This window comes from Geodermatophilus sp. SYSU D01105 (assembly GCF_054050095.1).
Genome location: NZ_JBJGYR010000027.1, coordinates 39,536 through 59,767 on the forward strand (window position 1 = coordinate 39,536; position 20,232 = coordinate 59,767).

15 protein-coding genes are annotated in these 20,232 nt (G+C 75.6%); 5 read left to right on the top strand and 10 right to left on the bottom strand.

What is annotated here, in order from left to right:
• Positions 1-2: 2 nt before the first annotated feature.
• Positions 3-1,283, bottom strand: coding sequence for a phosphopyruvate hydratase (gene eno, locus ACI79I_RS21205; protein ID WP_456947433.1), 1,281 nt, complete (start codon positions 1,281-1,283; stop codon positions 3-5).
• 178 nt (positions 1,284-1,461) lie between these two features.
• Here eno and ACI79I_RS21210 point away from each other — a divergent pair, with 178 nt between their 5' ends.
• Positions 1,462-2,208 (top strand): hypothetical protein, encoded by a 747-nt coding sequence (locus ACI79I_RS21210; protein ID WP_456994300.1) that lies wholly within the window; start codon positions 1,462-1,464, stop codon positions 2,206-2,208.
• 21 nt (positions 2,209-2,229) lie between these two features.
• Here the strand turns inward: ACI79I_RS21210 and ACI79I_RS21215 are convergent, their stop codons facing one another.
• Positions 2,230-3,150 (bottom strand): MazG family protein, encoded by a 921-nt coding sequence (locus tag ACI79I_RS21215; protein ID WP_456994301.1) that lies wholly within the window; start codon positions 3,148-3,150, stop codon positions 2,230-2,232.
• Between the two features lie 4 nt (positions 3,151-3,154).
• Positions 3,155-4,159, bottom strand: a complete 1,005-nt coding sequence (locus ACI79I_RS21220) for a SurA N-terminal domain-containing protein (RefSeq protein ID WP_456994302.1) — start codon at positions 4,157-4,159, stop codon at positions 3,155-3,157.
• A 112-nt stretch (positions 4,160-4,271) separates the two neighbouring features.
• Between ACI79I_RS21220 and ACI79I_RS21225 the strand changes: the two genes are divergently transcribed.
• Positions 4,272-4,949 carry a 4'-phosphopantetheinyl transferase family protein gene (locus ACI79I_RS21225; RefSeq protein ID WP_456994303.1) on the top strand — a complete coding sequence of 226 codons (678 nt, stop codon included), beginning with the start codon at positions 4,272-4,274 and terminating at the stop codon, positions 4,947-4,949.
• Positions 4,946-7,897, top strand: coding sequence for an acetoacetate--CoA ligase (locus ACI79I_RS21230; RefSeq protein ID WP_456994304.1), 2,952 nt, complete (start codon positions 4,946-4,948; stop codon positions 7,895-7,897). Before ACI79I_RS21225 ends, ACI79I_RS21230 begins: the two co-directional genes overlap by 4 nt.
• A gap of 43 nt (positions 7,898-7,940) precedes the next feature.
• On the opposite strand, the gene mfd is transcribed toward ACI79I_RS21230, so the two are convergent.
• From mfd to ACI79I_RS21265, 7 genes are all read right to left on the bottom strand, one after another.
• Entirely contained in the window at positions 7,941-11,483 is a 3,543-nt protein-coding gene (mfd, locus tag ACI79I_RS21235) for a transcription-repair coupling factor (protein ID WP_456994305.1), read from the bottom strand.
• A 120-nt stretch (positions 11,484-11,603) separates the two neighbouring features.
• Positions 11,604-12,389, bottom strand: a complete 786-nt coding sequence (locus tag ACI79I_RS21240; RefSeq protein WP_456994306.1) for a hypothetical protein — start codon at positions 12,387-12,389, stop codon at positions 11,604-11,606.
• Positions 12,390-12,481: 92 nt separating this feature from the next.
• Entirely contained in the window at positions 12,482-13,225 is a 744-nt protein-coding gene (locus ACI79I_RS21245; protein WP_456994307.1) for a polysaccharide deacetylase family protein, read from the bottom strand.
• A complete protein-coding gene (locus ACI79I_RS21250) occupies positions 13,222-13,704 on the bottom strand; it encodes an adenylyltransferase/cytidyltransferase family protein (protein WP_456994308.1) in 483 nt (160 codons plus the stop codon). The genes ACI79I_RS21245 and ACI79I_RS21250 overlap by 4 nt, the downstream gene beginning before the upstream one ends.
• Positions 13,705-13,841: 137 nt before the next feature.
• The gene (locus ACI79I_RS21255) at positions 13,842-14,435 is read right to left on the bottom strand and encodes an arsenate reductase/protein-tyrosine-phosphatase family protein (protein ID WP_456994309.1); all 594 of its coding nucleotides are present in this window, start codon (positions 14,433-14,435) and stop codon (positions 13,842-13,844) included.
• A 2-nt stretch (positions 14,436-14,437) separates the two neighbouring features.
• A complete protein-coding gene (locus tag ACI79I_RS21260; protein ID WP_456994310.1) occupies positions 14,438-15,904 on the bottom strand; it encodes a polysaccharide biosynthesis tyrosine autokinase in 1,467 nt (488 codons plus the stop codon).
• Between the two features lie 70 nt (positions 15,905-15,974).
• A complete protein-coding gene (locus ACI79I_RS21265; RefSeq protein ID WP_456994311.1) occupies positions 15,975-17,306 on the bottom strand; it encodes a hypothetical protein in 1,332 nt (443 codons plus the stop codon).
• 320 nt (positions 17,307-17,626) lie between these two features.
• On the opposite strand from ACI79I_RS21265, the gene ACI79I_RS21270 reads away from it, so the two are divergent.
• Positions 17,627-18,622 carry a glycosyltransferase family 2 protein gene (locus ACI79I_RS21270; RefSeq protein ID WP_456994312.1) on the top strand — a complete coding sequence of 332 codons (996 nt, stop codon included), beginning with the start codon at positions 17,627-17,629 and terminating at the stop codon, positions 18,620-18,622.
• Positions 18,609-20,123, top strand: coding sequence for a lipopolysaccharide biosynthesis protein (locus ACI79I_RS21275; protein WP_456994313.1), 1,515 nt, complete (start codon positions 18,609-18,611; stop codon positions 20,121-20,123). Before ACI79I_RS21270 ends, ACI79I_RS21275 begins: the two co-directional genes overlap by 14 nt.
• The last annotated feature ends 109 nt before the right edge of the window (positions 20,124-20,232 follow it).

A 20,232-nucleotide genomic window follows, 5' to 3' on the forward strand; every position in this document is an offset into this window, starting at 1 on the left:
CCTCATCGGCCGGACAGCCGCGGGAACGCGGCCGCGCCCGCGTAGCGGGCGGCCTCGTCGAGCTCCTCCTCGATGCGCAGCAGCTGGTTGTACTTCGCCACCCGCTCACTGCGCGCCGGAGCGCCGGTCTTGATCTGCCCGCAGTCGGTGGCGACGGCGAGGTCGGCGATGGTGGTGTCCTCGGTCTCGCCGGAGCGGTGGCTCATCATGCAGCGGTAGCCGCTGCGGTGGGCGAGGGAGACCGCGTCGAGGGTCTCGGTGAGCGTGCCGATCTGGTTGACCTTCACCAGCAGCGCGTTGCCCGCACCGCGCGCGATGCCGTCGGCCAGCCGGGCCGGGTTGGTGACGAACAGGTCGTCGCCGACCAGCTGCACCCGGTCGCCGAGCGCCGCGGTGAGCGCGATCCAGCCGTCCCAGTCCTCCTCGGACAGCGGGTCCTCGATCGAGACGATCGGATAGGCCTCCACCAGCTCGCGGTAGTAGTCGGTGAGGTACTCCGCCGACCGGGTCGAGCCCTCGAAGTCGTAGCCGCCCTCGCCGTGGAACTCGGTCGCCGCCACGTCGAGGGCGAAGGCGATGTCCTCGCCCACGGTGTAACCGGCCTTCTCCACCGCCGCGCCGATCAGGTCGAGCGCGTCGCGGTTGCTGGGCAGGTCGGGGGCGAAACCGCCCTCGTCCCCGAGGCCGGTGGACAGCCCCCGGCCCTTCAGCACGGCCTTGAGCGCGTGGTAGGTCTCGGTGCCCATGGCCAGGGCCTCGGTGAAGGTCGCCGCGCCGATGGGGGCGATCATGAACTCCTGCACGTCGACGTTGCTGTCGGCGTGGGCGCCACCGTTGAGGATGTTCATCATCGGCACCGGCAGCAGGTGCGCCGAGGGGCCGCCGACGTAGCGGAACAGCGGCAGCCCGGCCGACTCCGCGGCCGCCTTGGCCACCGCGAGGCTCACGCCGAGGATCGCGTTGGCCCCGAGGCGCTCCTTGTTCGGCGTCCCGTCCAGGTCGAGCAGCCGCTGGTCGATCAGCCGCTGCTCGCTGGCGTCGTAGCCGACGAGCTCGGGGCCGATGACGTCGAGCACGTTGTCGACGGCCTTGCCGACCCCCTTGCCGCCGTAGCGCTCACCACCGTCGCGCAGCTCCACCGCCTCGAACGCGCCGGTGGAGGCGCCACTGGGGACCGCGGCCCGGGTGATCGTCCCGTCGTCGAGGGCGACCTCGACCTCCACGGTGGGGTTTCCGCGCGAGTCGAGGATCTCCCGCGCGCCTACGGCGTCGATGCTGGGCACGGGGGCAGCCTAGCCAGCCCGGTCGCCGGGCCGTGACCGCGACGCCGGACGCGGACGAGCGACCGGCACCCCTCGTCCGGGGGAGGTCCTCCCCCGGTCCCCTTGTCCGCCCCCGTCCGGCGCCGGTCTGCTGGCTCCTCGACGGATGCCCTCGTCGGGCCGGTGCGGAGGAGCAGGGATGACCTCGGGGTTCTCGGAGCTGTGGGCGGCGCGGCCGCGCGTGCGGACGTTGTTCAGCTGGCCGCTCCTGGCCGGCCTGCTGCTGGTCGACCTGGCGTTCGTCGTGGTCTCGGTCGTGTACGAGGAGCGGTTCGGCCTGGACCTGCTCGACCCGTCCCCGTGGCTGCTGGAGGCCGACGGCGGCCACTCCGAGACGTGGGGCTACGTCCTGCAGGCCGCACTCGCCGTCTCGCTGGGGACCCTGGCCGTGCTCTCCCGGCGACCGGTCTGGGTCGGCTGGGCGCTGCTGTTCGCCGCGGCCCTGGCCGACGACAAGCTGCGGCTGCACGAGAACAAGGGCGCCTGGTTGGCCGACCGGCTCACCGCGCACCTCTGGTTCCCCTCCGACGGCTTCCTGGGCCTGCGGGCCAACGACCTCGGCGAGATCCTCGTCTGGGGGCTGCTGTCGGTCGTGCCGCTCGCGGTGGTGGTCCTCTTCCTCCGCAGCAGCGACCGCTGGACCCGACGGGCGAACCTCGGGCTGGCCGTCCTGGTCGCGGCCTACGTCTTCTTCGGCGGCGTGGTCGACCAGCTGCACGTCCTGTTCCTCGACACCCCGCTCGCCGGGAGCATGGGGACGATCGAGGACGGCGGCGAGCTGGTGGTGCTCAGCCTGACGGTGTCCTACGTCGCGACGCTTCTGCGTCGGGTGGTCCGGGAGCGCCGGACGGCCCCCGCCGCCGAGCCGGCCCCCGCGCTGGTCTGACCCGGGAGGACGGCGCCGGGCTCAGCGCCCGGCGCCGTCCCGGGCCTCCGCGGCCGCGTCGAGCTCGCCGGCATAGCGGCGGACCGCCTCCCGCAGCGCGTCCTCGACGTCCCAGCCGCGGGCGGCCGCACCGCTGACGACGGCCAGCAGGCGCTCCCCCAGCTCCTCGGGGCTGCGGGTGGACAGCTCCGCCGGCTCGGGCACCGGCAGGCCGGCCCGCCCGGCCCGGCGCACCAGGGCCGCGCCCCAGGACGCCGCGGGCTGGGACCGGGAGACGCCCTCGGTCGGCGACCGGCGCTGCTTCTCGGCCTTCTTGATCTCGTCCCACCCGGCCTCGACCTGGGCGACGTCCCGTGGCCCGGCGTCCCCGAACACGTGCGGGTGCCGCCGCACCAGCTTGTCGACCAGCTCACCGGCGACGTCGTCGACGGTGAACCGCCGGCCGGGCTCGGCCTCGGCGGCCACCCGGGCGTGGAACACCACCTGGAGCAGCACGTCCCCGAGTTCCTCGCGCATCGCGCCCGGGTCGTCGTCGACGATCGCGTCGTAGGCCTCGTGCGCCTCCTCGAGCAGGTACCCGCGCAGCGAGGCGTGGGTCTGCTCGGCGTCCCACGGGCAGCCGCCGGGTGAGCGCAGCCGGTCCATGACGGCGACGACGTCGAGCAGCCGGGCCCCCGGTGGGAGGGGCGCGCCGTCGACGACCTCGGCGGCACCGACGTCCTCCCCGGTCACGAGGGCCACGACCTCGTCGGGACGGGCGGCCGCCGCGGCGGCGTCCGGCACGTCGTCCACCGCCCACCCCGCGGCCCGCAGGGCCTCGGCGGTGGCGGCGGCACCGGGCAGCGCCACGACCGGGAGCCCTCCGGAGACCGCCCGCCATCCGTCGGGGCCGAGCAGGCCGGGGAGGGTCGGGCGGACGGTGACGGCGAGCGCGACGGGCACCCGGTCAGTCTCCGGCAGCGGCCGGACCGGTGCCCTCCCCGGCCCCCGTGTCGGTGCCGAGGACCTCGACCACGCCGCTGTCGTCCGGGACGACCTGGCCCTCGTCGAGGACGCCGAAGCGCGGGTTGACGGTGATGTCGAGGCCGTCCCGGACCTCGGCGACCAGCTGCTGCGCGGCGTCGTCGACCTCGGCCTGCGCGGCCTGCTCCAGCTGCGGCCGGACCTCCTCGAACGACGGGGTGACCGGCTCCCCGACGAAGACGACGAGGACGCCGGGGACCTCGCTCACGGTGGTGGTGAAGGCGGTGTTGGGAGCGGCCGCGCCGACCTGGTCGGCGATGGCGGTCGGCACCTCGTCCCGGCCCCGCGGCTGCAGCTGGGGGAGGGTGGTGCTGCCGGGGTACTGCCCGGCGACCGTCGGGTACGCGGCCGGGTCGGCCTGCAGCGTGGCCACGGCCGCGTCGGCGGCGGCCTGGTCGGGCACCGTCACGTAGCCGAGCTGGACCCGGGACAGCCCGGGCAGCTGCTCCTCGTAGTCGGCCCGCAACTGCTCCTCCGAGAGCCCCGCGTCGACCCCCTGCTCGGCCAGGATCTGCTGACGCACCAGCTGCTGCCGGACGGTCTCGAAGACGTCGGCCCGGCCGACCCCCTGGGCGGCGGCCTGCGCGTAGATCGCGGCGGGGTCCTGGTCGCCGATGAGCTCGTCGAGCCGCGCCTGCACGTCGGCATCGGTGAGGGTCACGCCGTACCTCTCGGCCGCCGTCGCGTAGACCTCGGACTGCACCATCCGGGTGAGCACCAGCCGGGTGAACTCGTCCTCCCGGCCCTGGGTCGCCGCGGCCAGGTCGGGGTCCTCCAGGCGCTCGTCGACCGCCGCCTGCAGCTCGGCCACGGTCACCTGCTCGTCCCCGACGTAGGCCGCGACGTTGGGCGACGTCCGGCAGCCGGCGACCCCGGCCAGCGCGGCCAGGCCGAGGGCCAGGGTCGTGGTCAGGCGACGTGTGCGCACGCCTTGCGAGGGTGCCACACCGGTTGTCAGGGACGGCGCAGGCACCGCCTCCCCGGCGGCGTCCCCCCGACGAGGGATGCGCCGCCCACGCCCGTGCGGCCAGCATCGCGGGGTGTCGCTGCCCGTGCCGCCCGTGCGCTCCTGGCCGGCGTCTGCCTGCGGGGACGTCGTCGTCCGGCTCGTGGACCTGGCGGCGGACGACGACGCGGTGTCGCGCTCGGCCGCGTCCCTGTCCCGGGAGGAGCTCGCCCGCGCCCGCCGCGGCACCCCTCCGGTCCACCGGCGCCGGGTGCTGCTGCGCGCCGCCCTCCGCGCGGTGCTCGCCGAGGAGCTCGGCACGGCCCCGGACCGGGTGCCCCTGACCACGACCGCGGCCGGACGCCCCCGGCTGGCCCTCGACGGCACCGGCCTGGACGCGAACTGCTCGGCGAGCGGCGCGCTGGGGCTGGTCGCGGTCGGGCGGGGCCGGCGGGTGGGCGTCGACGTGGAGCGGGTGGCGCCGTGGCACCCCGGGGTGCTCGACGAGGGGTGGCTCTGCGCGAGCGAGCGGCGGGCGCTCACCCTCCTGTCGCCCGCGGCCCGCGCGGTCGCCGCCACCCGCGCCTGGACGCAGAAGGAAGCCGTCCTCAAGGCCCGCGGGACCGGGCTGCGCGACGACCCCGCGGCGACGGTCACCGTCATCGGCCGGGCGGACGGCGTCGTCGCCGGCTGGCCGGTGTCCCCCGTGCCCGTGCCCGACGGCTGGGTGGCCAGCCTCGCCTCCGCCCCGGAACAGGAGACCTCCTCATGACCCTCGCCCCCGCCGCCCCGGGACGGTCGGCCGACCGCGGCGCGTCCCAGCTGGCGGAGTTCCGCGCGCGCTGCGAGGAGGTCGCCGGCGTCCCGCTCGACGCCCCCGGCGCGCTGCACGCGTTCTCCGTGGCCGAGCCGGAGCCGTTCTGGCGCACGCTGCTGGACTGGTCGCAGCTGCCGTGGTCGGGCTCGGCCGACGTCGTCCGCACCGGGGACGACGTGCGGACCGCCCGGTTCTTCCCCGGCGTCTGTCTCAACTACGCCGAGGCGCTGCTGCGGCCGCTGCCGGGCGCGGGTGACGACGCCCCCGCCGTGACCGCCGTGCACGCCGACCGCCCGGCCGACACCCTCACCCGCGGCCAGCTGCGCGCGGAGGTCGAGGTCACCGCGGCGGCGCTGGCCGGGGCGGGCCTGCGGGCCGGTGACCGGCTGGTGCTCGTCGCGCCGCACGCCGCCCGCACGATCGTCGTGGCGCTGGCCGCGGCCGCCCTGGGCGCGGCGGTCTCGACGGCTGCGCCGGACATGGGCGCCCCGGCCCTGCTGGGCCGCTTCGAGCAGGTCGAGCCGGCGCTCCTCGTCGTCGACCGCACCGTCATGGGCGAGGGGACGGCGGCCGCGCTGCTGGCCGGGCTGCCGACCGTGCGCCGGCTCGTCGTCCTCGACAAGCTCCCGCTGCCCGAGGGGGCGCTGCCCGCGGACCGGCTCGACGACCTGGTCGCCGGGGCCGGGCCGTCGCCTGAGTGGGAGCGGCGGCCGTTCGACACCCCGCTGTTCGTGATGTTCTCCTCCGGCACCACCGGCCCGCCCAAGGCGATGGTGCACGGCGCGGGCGGCACGCTGCTCGAGCACGTCAAGGAACACCGCCTGCACGGCGACCTGACGCCCGCCGACACGCTGTACTTCCACACCACGACCGCCTGGATGATGTGGAACTGGCAGCTGTCGGCGCTGGCGGTGGGCGCGCACGTCGTCACCTACGACGGTCCGGTGACCGGCCCCCGGACGCTGTGGGACCTGGTCGCCGGGCACGGGGTCACCGTCTTCGGCACCAGCCCGGCCTACCTGCAGCTGTGCCAGGACGCGGGGTGGTCCCCCGCCGCCGAGCACGACCTCTCCCGCGTGCGGGCGGTGCTCTCCACCGGCGCGGTGCTGCACGACTGGCAGTTCGACTGGGTGGCCGAGCACGTCGGGCCGGTGCCGCTGCAGTCGATCTCCGGGGGCACCGACATCATCGGCTGCTTCGTCCTCGGCAGCCCCGAGGAGCCGGTGCGGCGGGGTCGCTGCCAGACCCGCAGCCTGGGCCTGGACGTGGCGGCGGTCGACGAGGACGGCACCGAGGTCGTGGGCGCGGTCGGCGAGCTCGTCTGCCGCAACCCGTTCCCCTCGCGGCCGGTGGGTTTCCTCCGCGACCCCGACGGCGCCCGCTTCCGCGCCTCCTACTTCGCCGACCACCCGGGCATGTGGACCCACGGCGACCTCGTCGAGTTCGACGCCGACGGCTCGGCCCGGCTGCACGGCCGCTCCGACGGCGTCCTCAACATCGACGGCGTCCGCATCGGGCCCAGCGAGATCTACACCGTGCTGCGCGACCTGCCCGAGGTCGCCGACGCGATGGCCGTCGAGCAGCGCGACCCCGACCGCCCCGGTGCCACCCGGATGGTGCTGCTGGTCGTGCTGCGCGAGGGGGCCGCGCTCGACGGCGGGCTGGACCGGACCATCCGGCGCAGGCTCCGCGAGCAGGCCTCCGCGGCGCACGTGCCGGCGCTCGTGGTCGCCGTCCCGGAGCTGCCGCTGACGCACAACGGCAAACGCTCCGAGCGCGCCGCCCGCGACGCGGTGAACGGCGATCCCGTGGCCAACGCCAGCGCGCTGCGCTCGCCGGCCTGCCTGGACGCGATCCGGGCGGCCGTCGCCGCGGCCGGCACCGCCCCGGACGCCCCCGCGGCCGAGGACGGCGACCCGCTGCTGCGCGCCGTCACCGGGCTGTGGAGCGAGGTGCTGCGGACCGGCGGCATCGGGCCCGACGACGACTTCGCCGACCTCGGCGGCACCTCCCGCCAGGTGCTCAGCCTGCTGCGGCGGGTCCGGCTGGACCTGGGGGCCGACGTGCCGCTGCAGGTGTTCGCCGAGCAGCCCACGCCGCGGGGCCTGGCCCGTGCGGTGGCCGCCGCCGGGTCGCCCGAGGACGGCGGCGTGGCGGTGCTGCGCCCCGGGACCGGCCGGCCGGTCTTCTTCGTGGCCGACGCGTGGGGACAGCTGAACCTCTACGCCGGGCTGGTCCGCCGGCTGGCCACCGACCGGCCGGTGCTGGGGCTGCAACCGCGGCTGACCGGCCCGGGCGGGGAGCACCTGGCGATCGAGCAGGTCGCCGCGCACGCGCTCGACCAGGTGCGGGGGGTCCAGCCGGACGGGCCCTACAGCCTCGTCGGCTACTCGTTCGGCGGCCTGGTGGCCTCGGCGATGGCGACGTCCCTGGAGGGCGACGGGGAGACGGTCGCGTGGCTCGGGCTGCTCGACGTCCGCCCGCCGCAGGCGGCGCTGAGCCGGTGGGAGGTCACCTCCCGGCGCTGGGCGGCGCGGCTGCGCACGCTGCTGTCCCGCCGCGTGCTGGGCGCGGTGCGCGACCGGCTGCGCCCGTCCCCGGCCGCCCCGACGCGGTCACCGGCGGCCGTCGCCGACGCGGAGCTGGCGTTCTTCACCCGGTCGGAGGCGGTCGGGGAGGCCTACCGGCCGGGGCCGGTCGCCGGCCCGGTGACCTACTACCTGGCCGAGGGCTCCCGGGACACCGTCCGCGGCACGCTGGGCGCCTGGCGGCGGGTGGCCCGGGACCTCACCGTGGTCGACGTCCCCGGGTACCACGGCGACGTCGACGACGACCGGGTCGGGATGCTCAGCGAGCAGCACGTGGGCACCCTGGCCGCCCGGGTGTCGGCGACCCTGCGCTGAGCGGAGTGCCACGGGCGCAGTTCCCGCGCCCGTGGCACTCCGCTCAGCTGGCGGCCGCGACCGGGTGCTCGAGGACCGAGGCCAGCAGCGAGTGCAGGTTCTCCAGCAGCGCGACGTCGCGCAGCGGGGTCCGGCGGTCCGGGCCGACCGGCACCTTGAGCGAGATGGTGTCGACGGCGGACTTGTAGGTCGCGCCGTCGGCCAGCCGGGCCAGCCGCATCTGCTGGGACTCCCGCAGCGGGACCGGCGAGATCCGGATCGCCCGGCCCTGCAGCGACACCTCGGTGATCCCCCACGCCCGCACCGCGGCCCGGAAGCGGGCGACGGCCAGCAGGTTGAGCACCGGCGCGGGCGGGGCGCCGTAGCGGTCGGTGAGCTCGTCGAGCACGGCCTGCGCCTGCTCGTCGGACTGCACCGAGGCCACCTTGCGGTAGGCCTCCATCCGCAGCCGCTCGCCGGGCACGTAGTCGTGCGGCAGGTGCGCGTCGACCGGGAGGTCCACCCGGACGTCGGCCGGCTCGGCCGGGGCCTCCTCGCCGGACAGCTGCGCCCGGTAGTCGGTGACCGCCTCGCCGACCAGCCGGACGTAGAGGTCGAAGCCGACCCCGGCGATGTGCCCGGACTGCTCGCCGCCGAGCAGGTTCCCCGACCCGCGGATCTCCAGGTCCTTCATCGCCACCGCCATGCCGGCACCCAGGTCGGTGTTGTGGGCGATGGTGGTCAGCCGGTCCACCGAGGTCTCGGTCAGCGGCCGCGAGGGGTCGTAGGTGAAGTACGCGTAGGCCCGCTCCCGCCCCCGGCCGACGCGGCCGCGGATCTGGTGCAGCTGGGACAGGCCGAAGGTGTCGGCGCGGTCGACGATCAGCGTGTTGGCGTTGGGGATGTCCAGGCCGGACTCGACGATCGTCGTCGCGACCAGGACGTCGTACTCCTTCTCCCAGAAGCCCACCATGATCCGCTCGAGCTCGTGCTCCTTCATCTGCCCGTGGCCGACGGCGACGCGGGCCTCGGGCACCAGGTTGCGGATCTTCGCCGCGGCCTTGTCGATCGACTGCACCCGGTTGTGGATGACGAAGACCTGGCCGTCGCGCAGCAGCTCTCGCCGGATCGCCGCGGCCATCTGCTTGTCGTCCCACGCGCCGACGTAGGTCAGCACCGGGTGCCGCTCCTCCGGCGGGGTGAGGATCGTCGACATCTCGCGGATGCCGGTCAGCGACATCTCCAGGGTGCGCGGGATCGGGGTGGCCGACATCGACAGGACGTCGACCGCCGTCCGCATGGTCTTCAGGTACTCCTTGTGCTCGACGCCGAAGCGCTGCTCCTCGTCGACGATGACCAGGCCGAGGTCCTTCCAGCGGGTCGTCGGCTGCAGCAGCCGGTGGGTGCCGACGAGCACGTCCACCTCGCCGCGGGCCAGCTCCTCGAGGATCTGCCGGGTCTCGGCGTCGGACTGGAAGCGGGAGAGCACCTGCACCTTCACCGGGAACTGGGCGAACCGCTCGGAGAAGGTCTTGAAGTGTTGGTTGGCCAGCAGCGTCGTCGGCACCAGGACGGCGACCTGCTTGCCGTCCTGCACGGCCTTGAACGCCGCCCGGACGGCGATCTCGGTCTTCCCGTAGCCGACGTCGCCGCAGATGATCCGGTCCATCGGGACCGGGTTCTGCATGTCCGCCTTGACCTCGTCGATCGCGGCGAGCTGGTCGGGGGTCTCCTGGAACGGGAAGGCGTCCTCGAGCTCGCGCTGCCACACGGTGTCCGGCCCGAAGGCGTGGCCCTTGGTGGCCATGCGCGCGGAGTAGAGCCGGATCAGCTCCGCGGCGATCTGCTTGACCGCCCGCCGGGCCTGGCCCTTGGTCTTCTGCCAGTCCGCGCCGCCGAGCTTGGACAGCGCCGGCGCCTCCCCGCCGACGTAGCGCGTCAGCTGGTCGAGGGCGTCGGTGGGCACGAACAGCCGGTCCGGCGGCTGGTTCCGTTTCGACGGCGCGTACTCGACGATCAGGTAGTCCCGCTGCCCGCCGTTGACGGTGCGGCTGACCATCTCGATGTAACGGCCGATGCCGTGGTGCTCGTGCACGACGAGGTCGCCGGGCTGCAACTGCACCAGGTCGACGGCGTTGCGGCGGCGGGCCGGCATCTTCACCGCGTCACGCATCGTCGTCCCGCGCGAGCCGGTGAGGTCGTGCTCGGTGAGCAGCGCCAGGCCCACGCCGGGGAAGGCGAAGCCGGCCTCCAGGTTGCCCTGGGTGACGAGGGTCAGCCGCGGCTCGGGCGCCCCGGCGATGTCGGGGACCAGCCGGGTGCCGAGGTCGGCCTCGGTGAACTGGTCGGCGGCGCGCTGCGCGGGGCCGGGCCCGGCGAAGGTGACGACGACCCGCCACCCCTCGCGGTGCCAGCCGCGCATCGTGTCGATAGCCTTGGGCACGTCGCCGGCGAAGCGCTCCACCGTCGTGGCGTCGAGGGTGACGTGCGTGTCGTCGTCCTCGCTGACCAGGGTGAACGCGCCGGTGCGCCACCACGGCAGGCCGCGGCCGCGAGCGGCGGACTCGACGTCGGCGAGGTCCCGGAAGGACGACGCCCCGAGGTCGAGCGGTGCCTCCCCGGCCTCGGCGGCGGTGGCCCAGGACGCGGCGAGGAACTCCTCGGCGGTGCGCACCAGGTCGGCGGCCCGGCTGCGCACGCGCTCGGGGTCGCAGACCAGGACGTGGGTGCCGCGCGGCACCAGGTCGGTGAGCAGCTGGAGGTCGCCCTCGATGAGCGCGGGGGTCAGCGACTCCATGCCCTCGACGGCGATCCCCTCGGCGAGCTTGCCGAGGATCTCCAGCAGACCGGGGTGCTCGACGGCCAGGGCCGCGGCCCGCGCACGCACCGCGTCGGTGAGCAGCAGCTCGCGGCACGGCGGGGCCCACAGCCGCTCGGGACGCTCGTCGAGGGAGCGCTGGTCGGCGGCGGAGAAGTACCGCAGCTCGTCGACCTCGTCGCCCCAGAACTCCACGCGGACCGGGTGCGGTTCGGTGGGCGGGAAGACGTCGAGCAGGCCGCCGCGGACGGCGAACTCGCCCCGCTTCTCCACCAGCTCCACGCGGGTGTAGGCGGCGTCGGCCAGCGCGCGGGCGACGTCGTCGAGCTCGGCGGTGTCGCCCGGCCGCAGCTCGACCGGCACGAGGTCGCCCAGGCCGGGCGCCAGCGGCTGCAGCACGCTGCGCACCGGCGCGACCAGCACGTCGATGGCACCGCCCACGCCGGGGTGCGTGAGGTCGCGGAGCACCGCCAGCCGGCGGCCGACGGTGTCCGCGCGGGGGGACAGCCGCTCGTGCGGCAGCGTCTCCCAGGCCGGGAACACCTCGGTGCGCCGGTCGGGCAGGAAGCAGCGCAGCTGGTCGGCGACGGCGTCGGCGTCCCGCTCCCCCGCGGTCACGACGAGCACCGGGACCCCGGCGCCGCCGTCGCCCGCGGCCAGGGCCGCCGCCACCAGCGGCTGCACGGACGGCGGTGCGGTGACCGCCAGCTCCGCGGTCCCGGCCGCGGCGACGACGCGGGCCATGCCGGGATCGGTGAGGACGACGTCGAGCACGCCGCGCAAGGTCACGAGACCGTCTCCTACAGAGTCCGGGCCACGCACGTCGCGCCGGGTGCGCGGGGGGCCGGGAACCCAGGTTAGTCCGCGGGCCGGGAGGGTGCCGCCGCGCACGGGCAGCGGCCGGCGCGGTCAGCCGGCGGCGGCGTCGAAGAACTCGAGCAGGGCGGGCAGGTCGAAGTTGGACGGGTCGCCGTGCTCCCCCTCGGTGGCGACGACGGTCGCGCTGCCGCCGTCGGCGACCACCTGCGCGGCGCAGACGTCGGCGTTGCGGTCCTTCTCGACCACGGTGTCGTCCTCGGACGCCCAGAAGAGTGCGGGCACGCCGCCGCCGAGAGCCACCGGGGAGAGTTCCTCGAGGGCGTCGGCCACCGCGGGCCCGTGCGCGGCGTCGATCGAGTCGGCGTAGTCGTCGTAGACCGAGCCTAGGTCGCACAGCGGGTAGATGGCGGCGTAGGCGCGCAGCCCCTCGATGCGCCGGTCCTCGACCAGGCGCGCGCCGGCCAGCCCGCCCATCGACTCGGCCACGAGGTACACGTCCGTGGGGTGCACGAGGTCGCTCACGGCGGCGGCGAGGGCAGCGTGGGCGTCCACGCTCGCCGCGCTCCCCCAGGCGTCCCCCTCGGCGTCGCTGGCGGCCACCACGTACCCGGCGGCCACCAGCCCGTCGGTGAGCTCCCCGAACGCCTCGCCGTTGAGCAGGGCGGTGGCGCGGGCCTCGTAGCCGTGGGCGTAGACGACCAGCCGGCCGTTGGGCTGCTCCGGGCGGACGACGATCGCGGCCTGGCCGCCGACCTCGACCTCGTGGACGCCGGGGCCCAGGTCGGGCAGCGGCTCCGGGGACGACGACGGGCGGGGGGTCCCCGAGGCCACGGGACCGGCGGCCGGACCGCCGCAGCCGCCTCCCAGGAGGAGCACCGCGAGCAACCCGAGCGCACGCCGCCGCCCGGTGCGGCGCGCGGCTCCCCGGGAGCCCGCGGCCGACGGGGACACCCGCCCGACCACGCCGGTCAGACGCCGCGCATGCGCACGGCGTGCCGGGCGAGCTTGGCCAGCACGTGCGGAGCGCGGTCGCCGGGAGCGACGTAGAACCGCGGCAGGGTGAAGCGGTCGCCGGGCAGGTGGTCCCCGGTCACGCAGGCGTGGTCGTAGCCCGCCGCGCGGACCGCGTCGGCGGCGGCCGCGTCGAAGTAGCCCCACGGGTAGCAGAACCCCGGCACCTCCGCCTGGAGCACGTCCTCCAGCACGCGGCGGCTGCCGGCGACCTCACGCTCCAGGGTCGCCGCGTCGGCACCGCGCAGGTCGGCGTGGGTGAGGGTGTGGCTGCCCACCTCGTGCCCGGCCGCGACCACCGACCGGACCCCGTCGGCGTCCAGCAGGTCCAGCCGCGGTCCGTCGTCCCACGCGTTCTGCCCGCCGAGCAGCCCGGCCACCACGTAGAGGGTGGCGGTCATGCCGTGCCGGGCGAGGACGGGGACGGCGTGCTCGACGAAGTCGGCGTACCCGTCGTCGAAGGTCAGCCCCACCAGCCCGGCCGCGGCCCCCCGCTGCTGGGCGTCGAGCAGCTCGGCCAGCGAGACGCCCCGCAGGCCCAGCCGGCGCAGCAGCCGCAGGTGCCGGTCGAGCCGGTCGGGGGTGACCCGGACCCGGTGCGGGTCGGGCCGGCCGGCCGGGCAGATCGAGTGGTACATCAGCACGGGCGGGATGCGCAGCCGCCGCCGGTCGGCGGCCATGCGCTCGGCCGGGACGGTCACCGGCGGCCGTCCCCGGCCAGGACGGCGCCACGGGCCACCCGGGGCTCGCGCGCCGCGCCGCCCTCGAGGGCGACCAGGGCCCGGCGCAGTGCCGTGCTGGACGTGTGCACCGTGTACGGGAAGTAGCGGACCTCCACGCCGACCGCGGCGAAGTCCCGCTCCAGCCGGTCGCCCTTCTCCGTGCCGCGCCAGTCGTCGCCCTTGAAGATGACGTCGAAGCCGACCTCGCGCCAGGTGTCGATCTTGTCCGGGACCACCTCGGCGTGGACCTCGTCGACGATGCGCAGGCTGCGGACGATCTCCATCCGCTCGGCCAGCGGGATCACCGGGGCCCGGCCCTTGGTCAGGACGAGCATCTCGTCGGAGACCACCCCGGCGATGAGGTGGTCGCACTGCTCGGCGGCGTGCCGCAGCAGGTTGAGGTGGCCGATGTGGAACAGGTCGTACGCGCCCGGCGCGTACCCGATCACTCGAGACATGCGTGCTTCTCCCCCGTGGCAGGACGTGCTGCCTTGTCCCGTCCAGTGGACCAGAGACGACTACGGACAGTCATCGCCCGGAGGGGTCATCCACCCGAAAGTGCGTAGCTGACCTGGCGGGCTGTCCCCGCCTCCGATCACGCAGTGCGAGCAGGACGCGGGACGACGACGTCGAGGAGCGCGTCGACGGCGCCCTCGATCCGGGTGAACGCGCGGGCGAAGACCTCGTCGGGACGCCCGTGGGGGTCCTCCACGTCGTCGTCCCGGGGACCCGTGCGCAGTGCCCGCAGCCGCGGCGCCGCGGCGACCAGGGCGGCCAGCCGGTCGGCCGGGTGCCGCTGGTCGAGCGCGGCGCCGCCCAGCCGGGCCAGGTCGGCGAACTCCCGCAGGGCGAAGGTGCGCCGGACGGCCGCCGGGGCCCGGGTCACCACCGCCGACCGCTGCTCGGTCGTCATGGTCAGCACCAGGCCCGCGGAGCGCACCCCGAGCGGCTCCAGCTGGCGGGCGGCGAAGCCCTCCGGGTCGACGCCGCGTGCGGCCAGCAGCCGGGCCATCGGGGCCGCGACGGGCTCCCCGGTCAGGGCGGCGAGCCCGGCGCTGGCCACCGCGACGCCCGCGCCCTCCCCCAGGCCGGCCCGGAGCAGCAGCTCCGCGGCCGGCGAGCGGCAGATGTTGCCCGTGCAGACCACCAGCACCGGGAACGGCGGGCGAGCCGCCTGCGCGGCGACCATGCTCAGCCGACGGGCTGCTTGCCGGCCCGGGCGACGGCGCCCGGCTCGACGGGGACGGTGTCCCGGCCGGCCGCGGTGGCCTGCCCACCGGCGCCGACGGCGGCGTCCCGGGAGTACCCGTAGGTGTCCTTGCCGCGGTCGAGCTGGTTGAGCACCACCCCGAGGACCCGCGCGTCGACCTGGGACAGGTTGCGCAGGCTCTCCGCCAGCTGGTGGCGGCGCACCTTCGTCGCGTTGGCCAGCACTATCGTGCCGTCGACCAGGGTCGAGAGGATGGTGCCGTCGGCGACCGGCAGCAGCGGCGGGCAGTCGATGACGACGTGGTCGTAGGAGGCCCGCAGCTGGTCGAGCAGCCGGTGCATCGCCGGCGAGGCCAGCAGCTCGGTGGGGTTGGGGGGCAGGACGCCGGACGTCAGCACCTCCAGGCCCGTGCGGCCCCACTCCTGGACGACGTCGGACACCTCGGCCTGGCCGAGCAGCACGGTGGTCAGGCCGGCCGACCCCTCGAGCCCGAGCCGGGTCGCCACCGAGGGGCGGCGCAGGTCGGCGTCGACCAGCAGCACCCGGGCGGAGGTCTCGGCCAGCGCGACGGCGAGGTTCACGGCGACGGTCGACTTGCCCTCCGCGGCCAGCGACGAGGTGACCGCCAGCACGCCGCGGGAGGTGCGGGCGCCGTCGCCGAGCTCGCCCCGGCGGCCGACGTCGAGGAACTGGAGGTTCGTCCGCAACTGGCGGTACTCCTCCGCCTGCGGGCTGTGCGGCGCGGCCTCCACCGCGACGCGCCGCTGGCGGCCGCCGTCCACACCGAGGTTGCCGATGACCGGCCGGTTGGTGAGGGCGGCGACCTCGGTGGCGGTGCGCACCCGGGTGTCGAGCGCGTCCCGGCCGAGTGCGGCGAGGACGCCGAGGCCGAGCCCGAGGACGATCCCGGCCGCCAGGTTCAGCAGCACGTCGGGCGAGGAGGTCTTCCGCGGCGTCTCCGCCGGCGCGACCACGGTGGCCTCGATGGCCGGCCGCACCGCGTCGGTGCCGGTCGGCGAGAGGTCCTCCACGACGGTGATCACCTGGTCGGCGACCGCGTTGGCGATGCGGGCCGCCTGTCCCGCGTCGGTGTCGGTGACCTCGATCTCGAGCAGGACGGTGTCGCTGGGCGCGGTGACGTCCACCTGCCCGGCCAGTGAGGAGGTGGTCTCGGCGAGGTCGAGCCGGTCGATGACCGGCTGCAGCACCGACGGCGTCTCCACGAGGCTCGCGTAGGACGTCATCTGCGCGCGGGTGGCGTTGCCCCCCTGCTGCAGGTCGTCGACGCTCTCGGCCGCCCCGACCGAGAAGAACAGGGTGGCCTGGGCCGTGTAGGTCGGCGTCGCCAGCCAGGTGGCCAGCCCGCTCCCGGCCACGCAGATCAGGAAGACGGCGACGACGATCCGGGCGCGGCGTCCCAGAACGGTCAGGAATGTGCGCAGAGCCACGATGTTCCTCTCGCGGTGGCCAACACCACCAGCAGCGATGTGCGTCCAGGAAAGGTAAGCGAGAAATGTGTCAACCGACTGGCACCCTCACCATTTCGGGTGAGGGCCCCACCTCGGGTTGCGGACCGTTGCGCGCCGGCTCGGCCCCCTTCCGCGCGACCGACTGGCTGTAGACGGCCAGCCCGGCGACGAACCACAGGAAGGTGGCGTACTGGGTGATGAGCGCGACGCTCACGAAGGAGGGGATCTGCGCGACGACCGCGATCGTCGGCGCGGTCGCCCGGCCGCTGAGCACGTAGCCGCACGCGACCAGCAGCAGGACGGTGACCAGGACCAGCGGCACCCACCCGTAGCGCAAGCCCAGCAGCAGCAGCGCGTTGTCGATGGACCGGAAGGCGCCGAAGAACCGCTCCCCCGAGGCCAGCCCGTAGGCGCTGCTGGAGCGGCCGAACAGCTCGATGTCGGGGACGAGTTCCAGCAGCGCCCAGCGGTAGCCGGCACTGTCGGTGGCCTCCGACCCCGCCGCGGAGAACACCCCGGACAGCAGGGACGCGAAGCCCGCGCCGACGACGACGAGCCCGGCGGTGACGACCACCCGCACCCGCGTCGACAGGCCACTGCGCAGGAACGCCACGCACAGCGCGATCCCGAACACGGCGGTGGCCAGCCCCACCCGGCTGAACGTCACGGCCGCGGCGGCGACCATGAGCACCGCCATCGGCACGCGCACCGCGGCGCGGAACGGCGCGGCCAGGGTCAGTGGGACGGCCAGGGCCAGGCTCGCGCCGAGCGCGATGGAGTGACCGAAGGCGCCCTCGGCCCGGGCCCGCCCGCCGCGCTCCTGGATCGGTGCCCAGTCGACGTGGAGCCTGCCCTGCCCGGGGATCTGCACGAACGGGTTCCAGCCGGTCGCGAACTCCACCAGCGCGAGGACCGCGACGAGCGTGAACGCCACCGCGACCGCGCCGTACACCCAGTGCAGGCCGATCCGCTGGCCGACCAGCCGGCCGACGAGGAACGCCCCCGTCCACTGCGCCACCAGCACGAAGACGTCGCTGATGCTCGTGGCGCCGGTGGCGATCGGGACCAGCCCGGCGAGGACGAACAGCACGACCACGCCGTCGGCCAGCGTCAGCCGGCCGGCCAGTCGCGCACCGCCCCGGGGGCGGAGGGACACCAGGACGGCGAGGACGACGAGGGTGACCAGCACCTCGGGTTCCCACTCGAGCACGATCGAGACCCCGGCCCACACCGGCACCAGGCACAGCACGAGCAGCCAGACGGCGAAGGCCAGTCGCGGGGCGTGCCGCATGGCGACCACGCCGAGGGCACCGACCGCCGCCACGGCGCCGGCGAGCAGGACGGTGTCCACCGCCTGGCCCGGCAGGGCGAGCACGTCCATGGTCCCCCGATCTGCGCGCGACTGCTGCCCCCTCGGCACGCCGCGGAGAACGGTTCTCCGGAAAGTGCGAGAAGGGGACCTGCGCACGTTCCCACGGACCGGCCCGACACCGCTCCCCCCGAATGCGGACATCACCCGAAAGGACCTGTCCGACCCCTCGGGAGAACGGCAGGACCATAAAGTGGGCTCCGCGCGGGGAACCGGCCGGAATGGTGTGGCCGAATCGGCCGGCGACGGAGATCGGCCGCGCTTCAAGTTCTCCTGCCGGGACGTCGATGTACCCGGTGCGACACCGGTCGCGCCTGGGCGAGGGGGAGAACGTGTCCGAAGTCGACATCGGGGCGACCACGGTCGTGGCCGTGCTCACCTACCGGCGGACCGAGCTCCTGCCCCCGCTCCTCGACGAGCTGGTCACGCAGGCCGCCACCCTCCTGCCGCCGGCGGAGGTCGTCGTCGTGGACAACGACCCCGAGGCCAGCGCCGCCGACCTGGTCGGCGCCTGGGCCGGTCGCGGTGTCCGCTACGTCCACGAGCCCCGGCCGGGGATCTCCGCGGCACGCAACCGCGCGCTCGCCGAGGCCTCCGGCGCCGACGCGCTGGTCTTCATCGACGACGACGAGCTGCCCGGCCCCGGCTGGCTGGCCACGCTGGTCGCCTCCTGGCGGCTGTGGGGCTGCGCCGCTGTCGCCGGCCCCGTCGCGGCCCGCCTCGACGCGCCCGTCGACCCGTGGATCGCCGGGACCGGGGTCTTCGACCGCCGGCGGTGCGCGACCGGCTCCCTCCTGCTCGGCGCCGGAGCCGGCAACCTGCTGCTCGACGTGGCCCGCGTGCGCGAGCTGGGGTTGACCTTCGACGAGCGGCTGGGCCTCACCGGCGGCGAGGACACCCTGTTCACCCACGCCCTGGCACACCGGGGGGCCGGGCTGCGCTGGTGCGACGAGGCCGAGGCGACCGAGCACGTCCCCGCCGCGCGCCTGACCCGGCGGTGGGTGCTCCGGCGCAGCTTCCGCTCGGGCAGCTCGTGGAGCCGCGCCGAGGTCCACCTGGCGGCCGGGCCGGTCCGGCGGTGCCGCACCCGCGCCGTCGTCCTGGCCAAGGCCGCCGTGCGCATCCCGCAGGCGTCGACGCGGTGGCTCGCGGCGACGGTCCGGCGGGACGACGCCGCCCGGGGGGCCGCAGCCGCGACCGCCGCCAGCTACGCCGGGCTGGTCGTCGGTGCCTTCGGCTACGTGGCCGGTGAGTACGCCCGCCCACCGGTCCCCGCCGACCTGCCGGTCCCCTCGGTCCCCGTGGAGCAGCAGCATGCCGCCCGTTGAGAGCGGGGCGCCCGCCGCCGAGGCGGTCGCGCCGTCCTCGTCCGCACCGGCGGACCTGGGCCGGGTCGCCGCCCGGGGTGCCGGCGTCACGCTGGTCGGGCAGGGGCTGCGGATCCTCCTGCAGTTGGCGTCGGTGGTGGTGCTCGCGCGGCTGCTCGCCCCCCGCGACTACGGCCTGCTCGCCGTCGGCCTGCTGGTCGTCGGCATCGGCGAGGTCGTGCGCGACCTCGGGCTGTCCACCGCCGCCATCCGCGCACCGTCGCTGACCCCGCACCAGCGGGACGGCCTCTTCTGGCTCAACACCGCCGCCGGGCTGGTGCTCGCGGTGGCCGCCGTGGCCGCCGCCGGCCCGGTCGCGAGCGCGTTCGACCAGCCCGCGCTCGAGCCCGTGGTCCGCGCGCTGTCCCTGACCTTCGTGCTCAACGGCCTGGCGACCCAGTACCGGGCCGGTCTGACGCGCGACCTGCGCTTCGGCGCGGTGGCCGGCTCGGACCTGGTCGCCCAGCTGCTCTCCTTCGCCGTGGCGGTGGCCACCGCCCTCGCCGGCGCCGGCTACTGGGCCCTGGTCGCGCAGCAGCTCACCCAGGCGACGGCCGCCCTCGTGGCCGTGGTCGCGCTGGGGCGGTGGGTGCCGCGCCGGCCCCGGCGGGGGGTGGGCCTGCGGCCGTTCCTGCGCTTCGGCGGGGGACTCACCGGCACGTCGGTCCTCTACTACGCGGGCAACAACCTGGACAACCTGGCGCTGGGCCTGTGGGCCGGGCCGGTGGCGCTGGGCGTCTACAACCGCGGGTTCCAGCTGCTGATGAGCCCGCTCAACCAGCTGCGCTCCCCGGCCACCACGGTCGCGGTCCCGGTGCTGGCCCGCATCCAGGACGACCTGGAGCGCTCCGGTGAGTACCTGCGCCGCAGCCAGCTGGCCCTCGGCTTCACCCTGGTCGCCGGCATGGGCCTGGGAGCGGGGGCCGCCGGTCCGCTGGTCGACGTCATGCTCGGGGACCGCTGGCACCAGGTGGCCCCGGTGCTGGCCCTGCTCGCCGTGGCCGGCAGCGCGCAGACGCTGTCCTTCGTCGGCCACTGGGTGTACCTGTCCCGCGGGCTGTCCGGGGAGCTGCTGCGCTACACCGCGGTGACCCTGGTCCTGAAGGCCGCCTGCATCGGCGTCGGCAGTGCGTTCGGGGTCGTCGGCGTCGCCGCCGGCTACGCGTCGGCCGCGCTGCTGGAGTGGCCGCTGTCGCTGTGGTGGCTGTCCCGGATCACCGTGCTGCCGATCCGGCAGCTGCTGCTGGGGGCACTGCGGATCACCGCGTGCGCCGCTGCCGGGGGCGCGGTCTGCTTCCTGGTCACCCAGCTGGTCGTCGCGTGGCCCGCGCCCGGACGCCTGGCGGCCGGCCTGCTCGCCGGCCTGCTCACCTACGGCCTGGCCGCCCTCGTCCCGGGCATCCGGGCCGACCTCACCGGCGTGGTGGCGTGGGGACGGCAGATGGTCTCCCGCGGTCGCTGACCGCAGGGACGAGCGGGGCCCCCGGCCCCCGGGTAGGGGGGCCCGCCCGGCCAGCCGGGTGCCGCAGATCCCGGGGAACATCTCTCACCCCCCACGTCCGCCGCGGCCA

What these genes read in the sequence shown, in the direction of transcription:
- ACI79I_RS21265 (WP_456994311.1), bottom strand. Translation starts at nt 17,306, where the DNA reads ATGGACGTGCTCGCCCTGCCGGGCCAGGCGGTGGACACCGTCCTGCTC.
- ACI79I_RS21255 (WP_456994309.1), bottom strand. Translation starts at nt 14,435, where the DNA reads ATGGTCGCCGCGCAGGCGGCTCGCCCGCCGTTCCCGGTGCTGGTGGTC.
- ACI79I_RS21210 (WP_456994300.1), top strand. Translation starts at nt 1,462, where the DNA reads ATGACCTCGGGGTTCTCGGAGCTGTGGGCGGCGCGGCCGCGCGTGCGG.
- ACI79I_RS21230 (WP_456994304.1), top strand. Translation starts at nt 4,946, where the DNA reads ATGACCCTCGCCCCCGCCGCCCCGGGACGGTCGGCCGACCGCGGCGCG.
- ACI79I_RS21275 (WP_456994313.1), top strand. Translation starts at nt 18,609, where the DNA reads ATGCCGCCCGTTGAGAGCGGGGCGCCCGCCGCCGAGGCGGTCGCGCCG.
- ACI79I_RS21250 (WP_456994308.1), bottom strand. Translation starts at nt 13,704, where the DNA reads ATGTCTCGAGTGATCGGGTACGCGCCGGGCGCGTACGACCTGTTCCAC.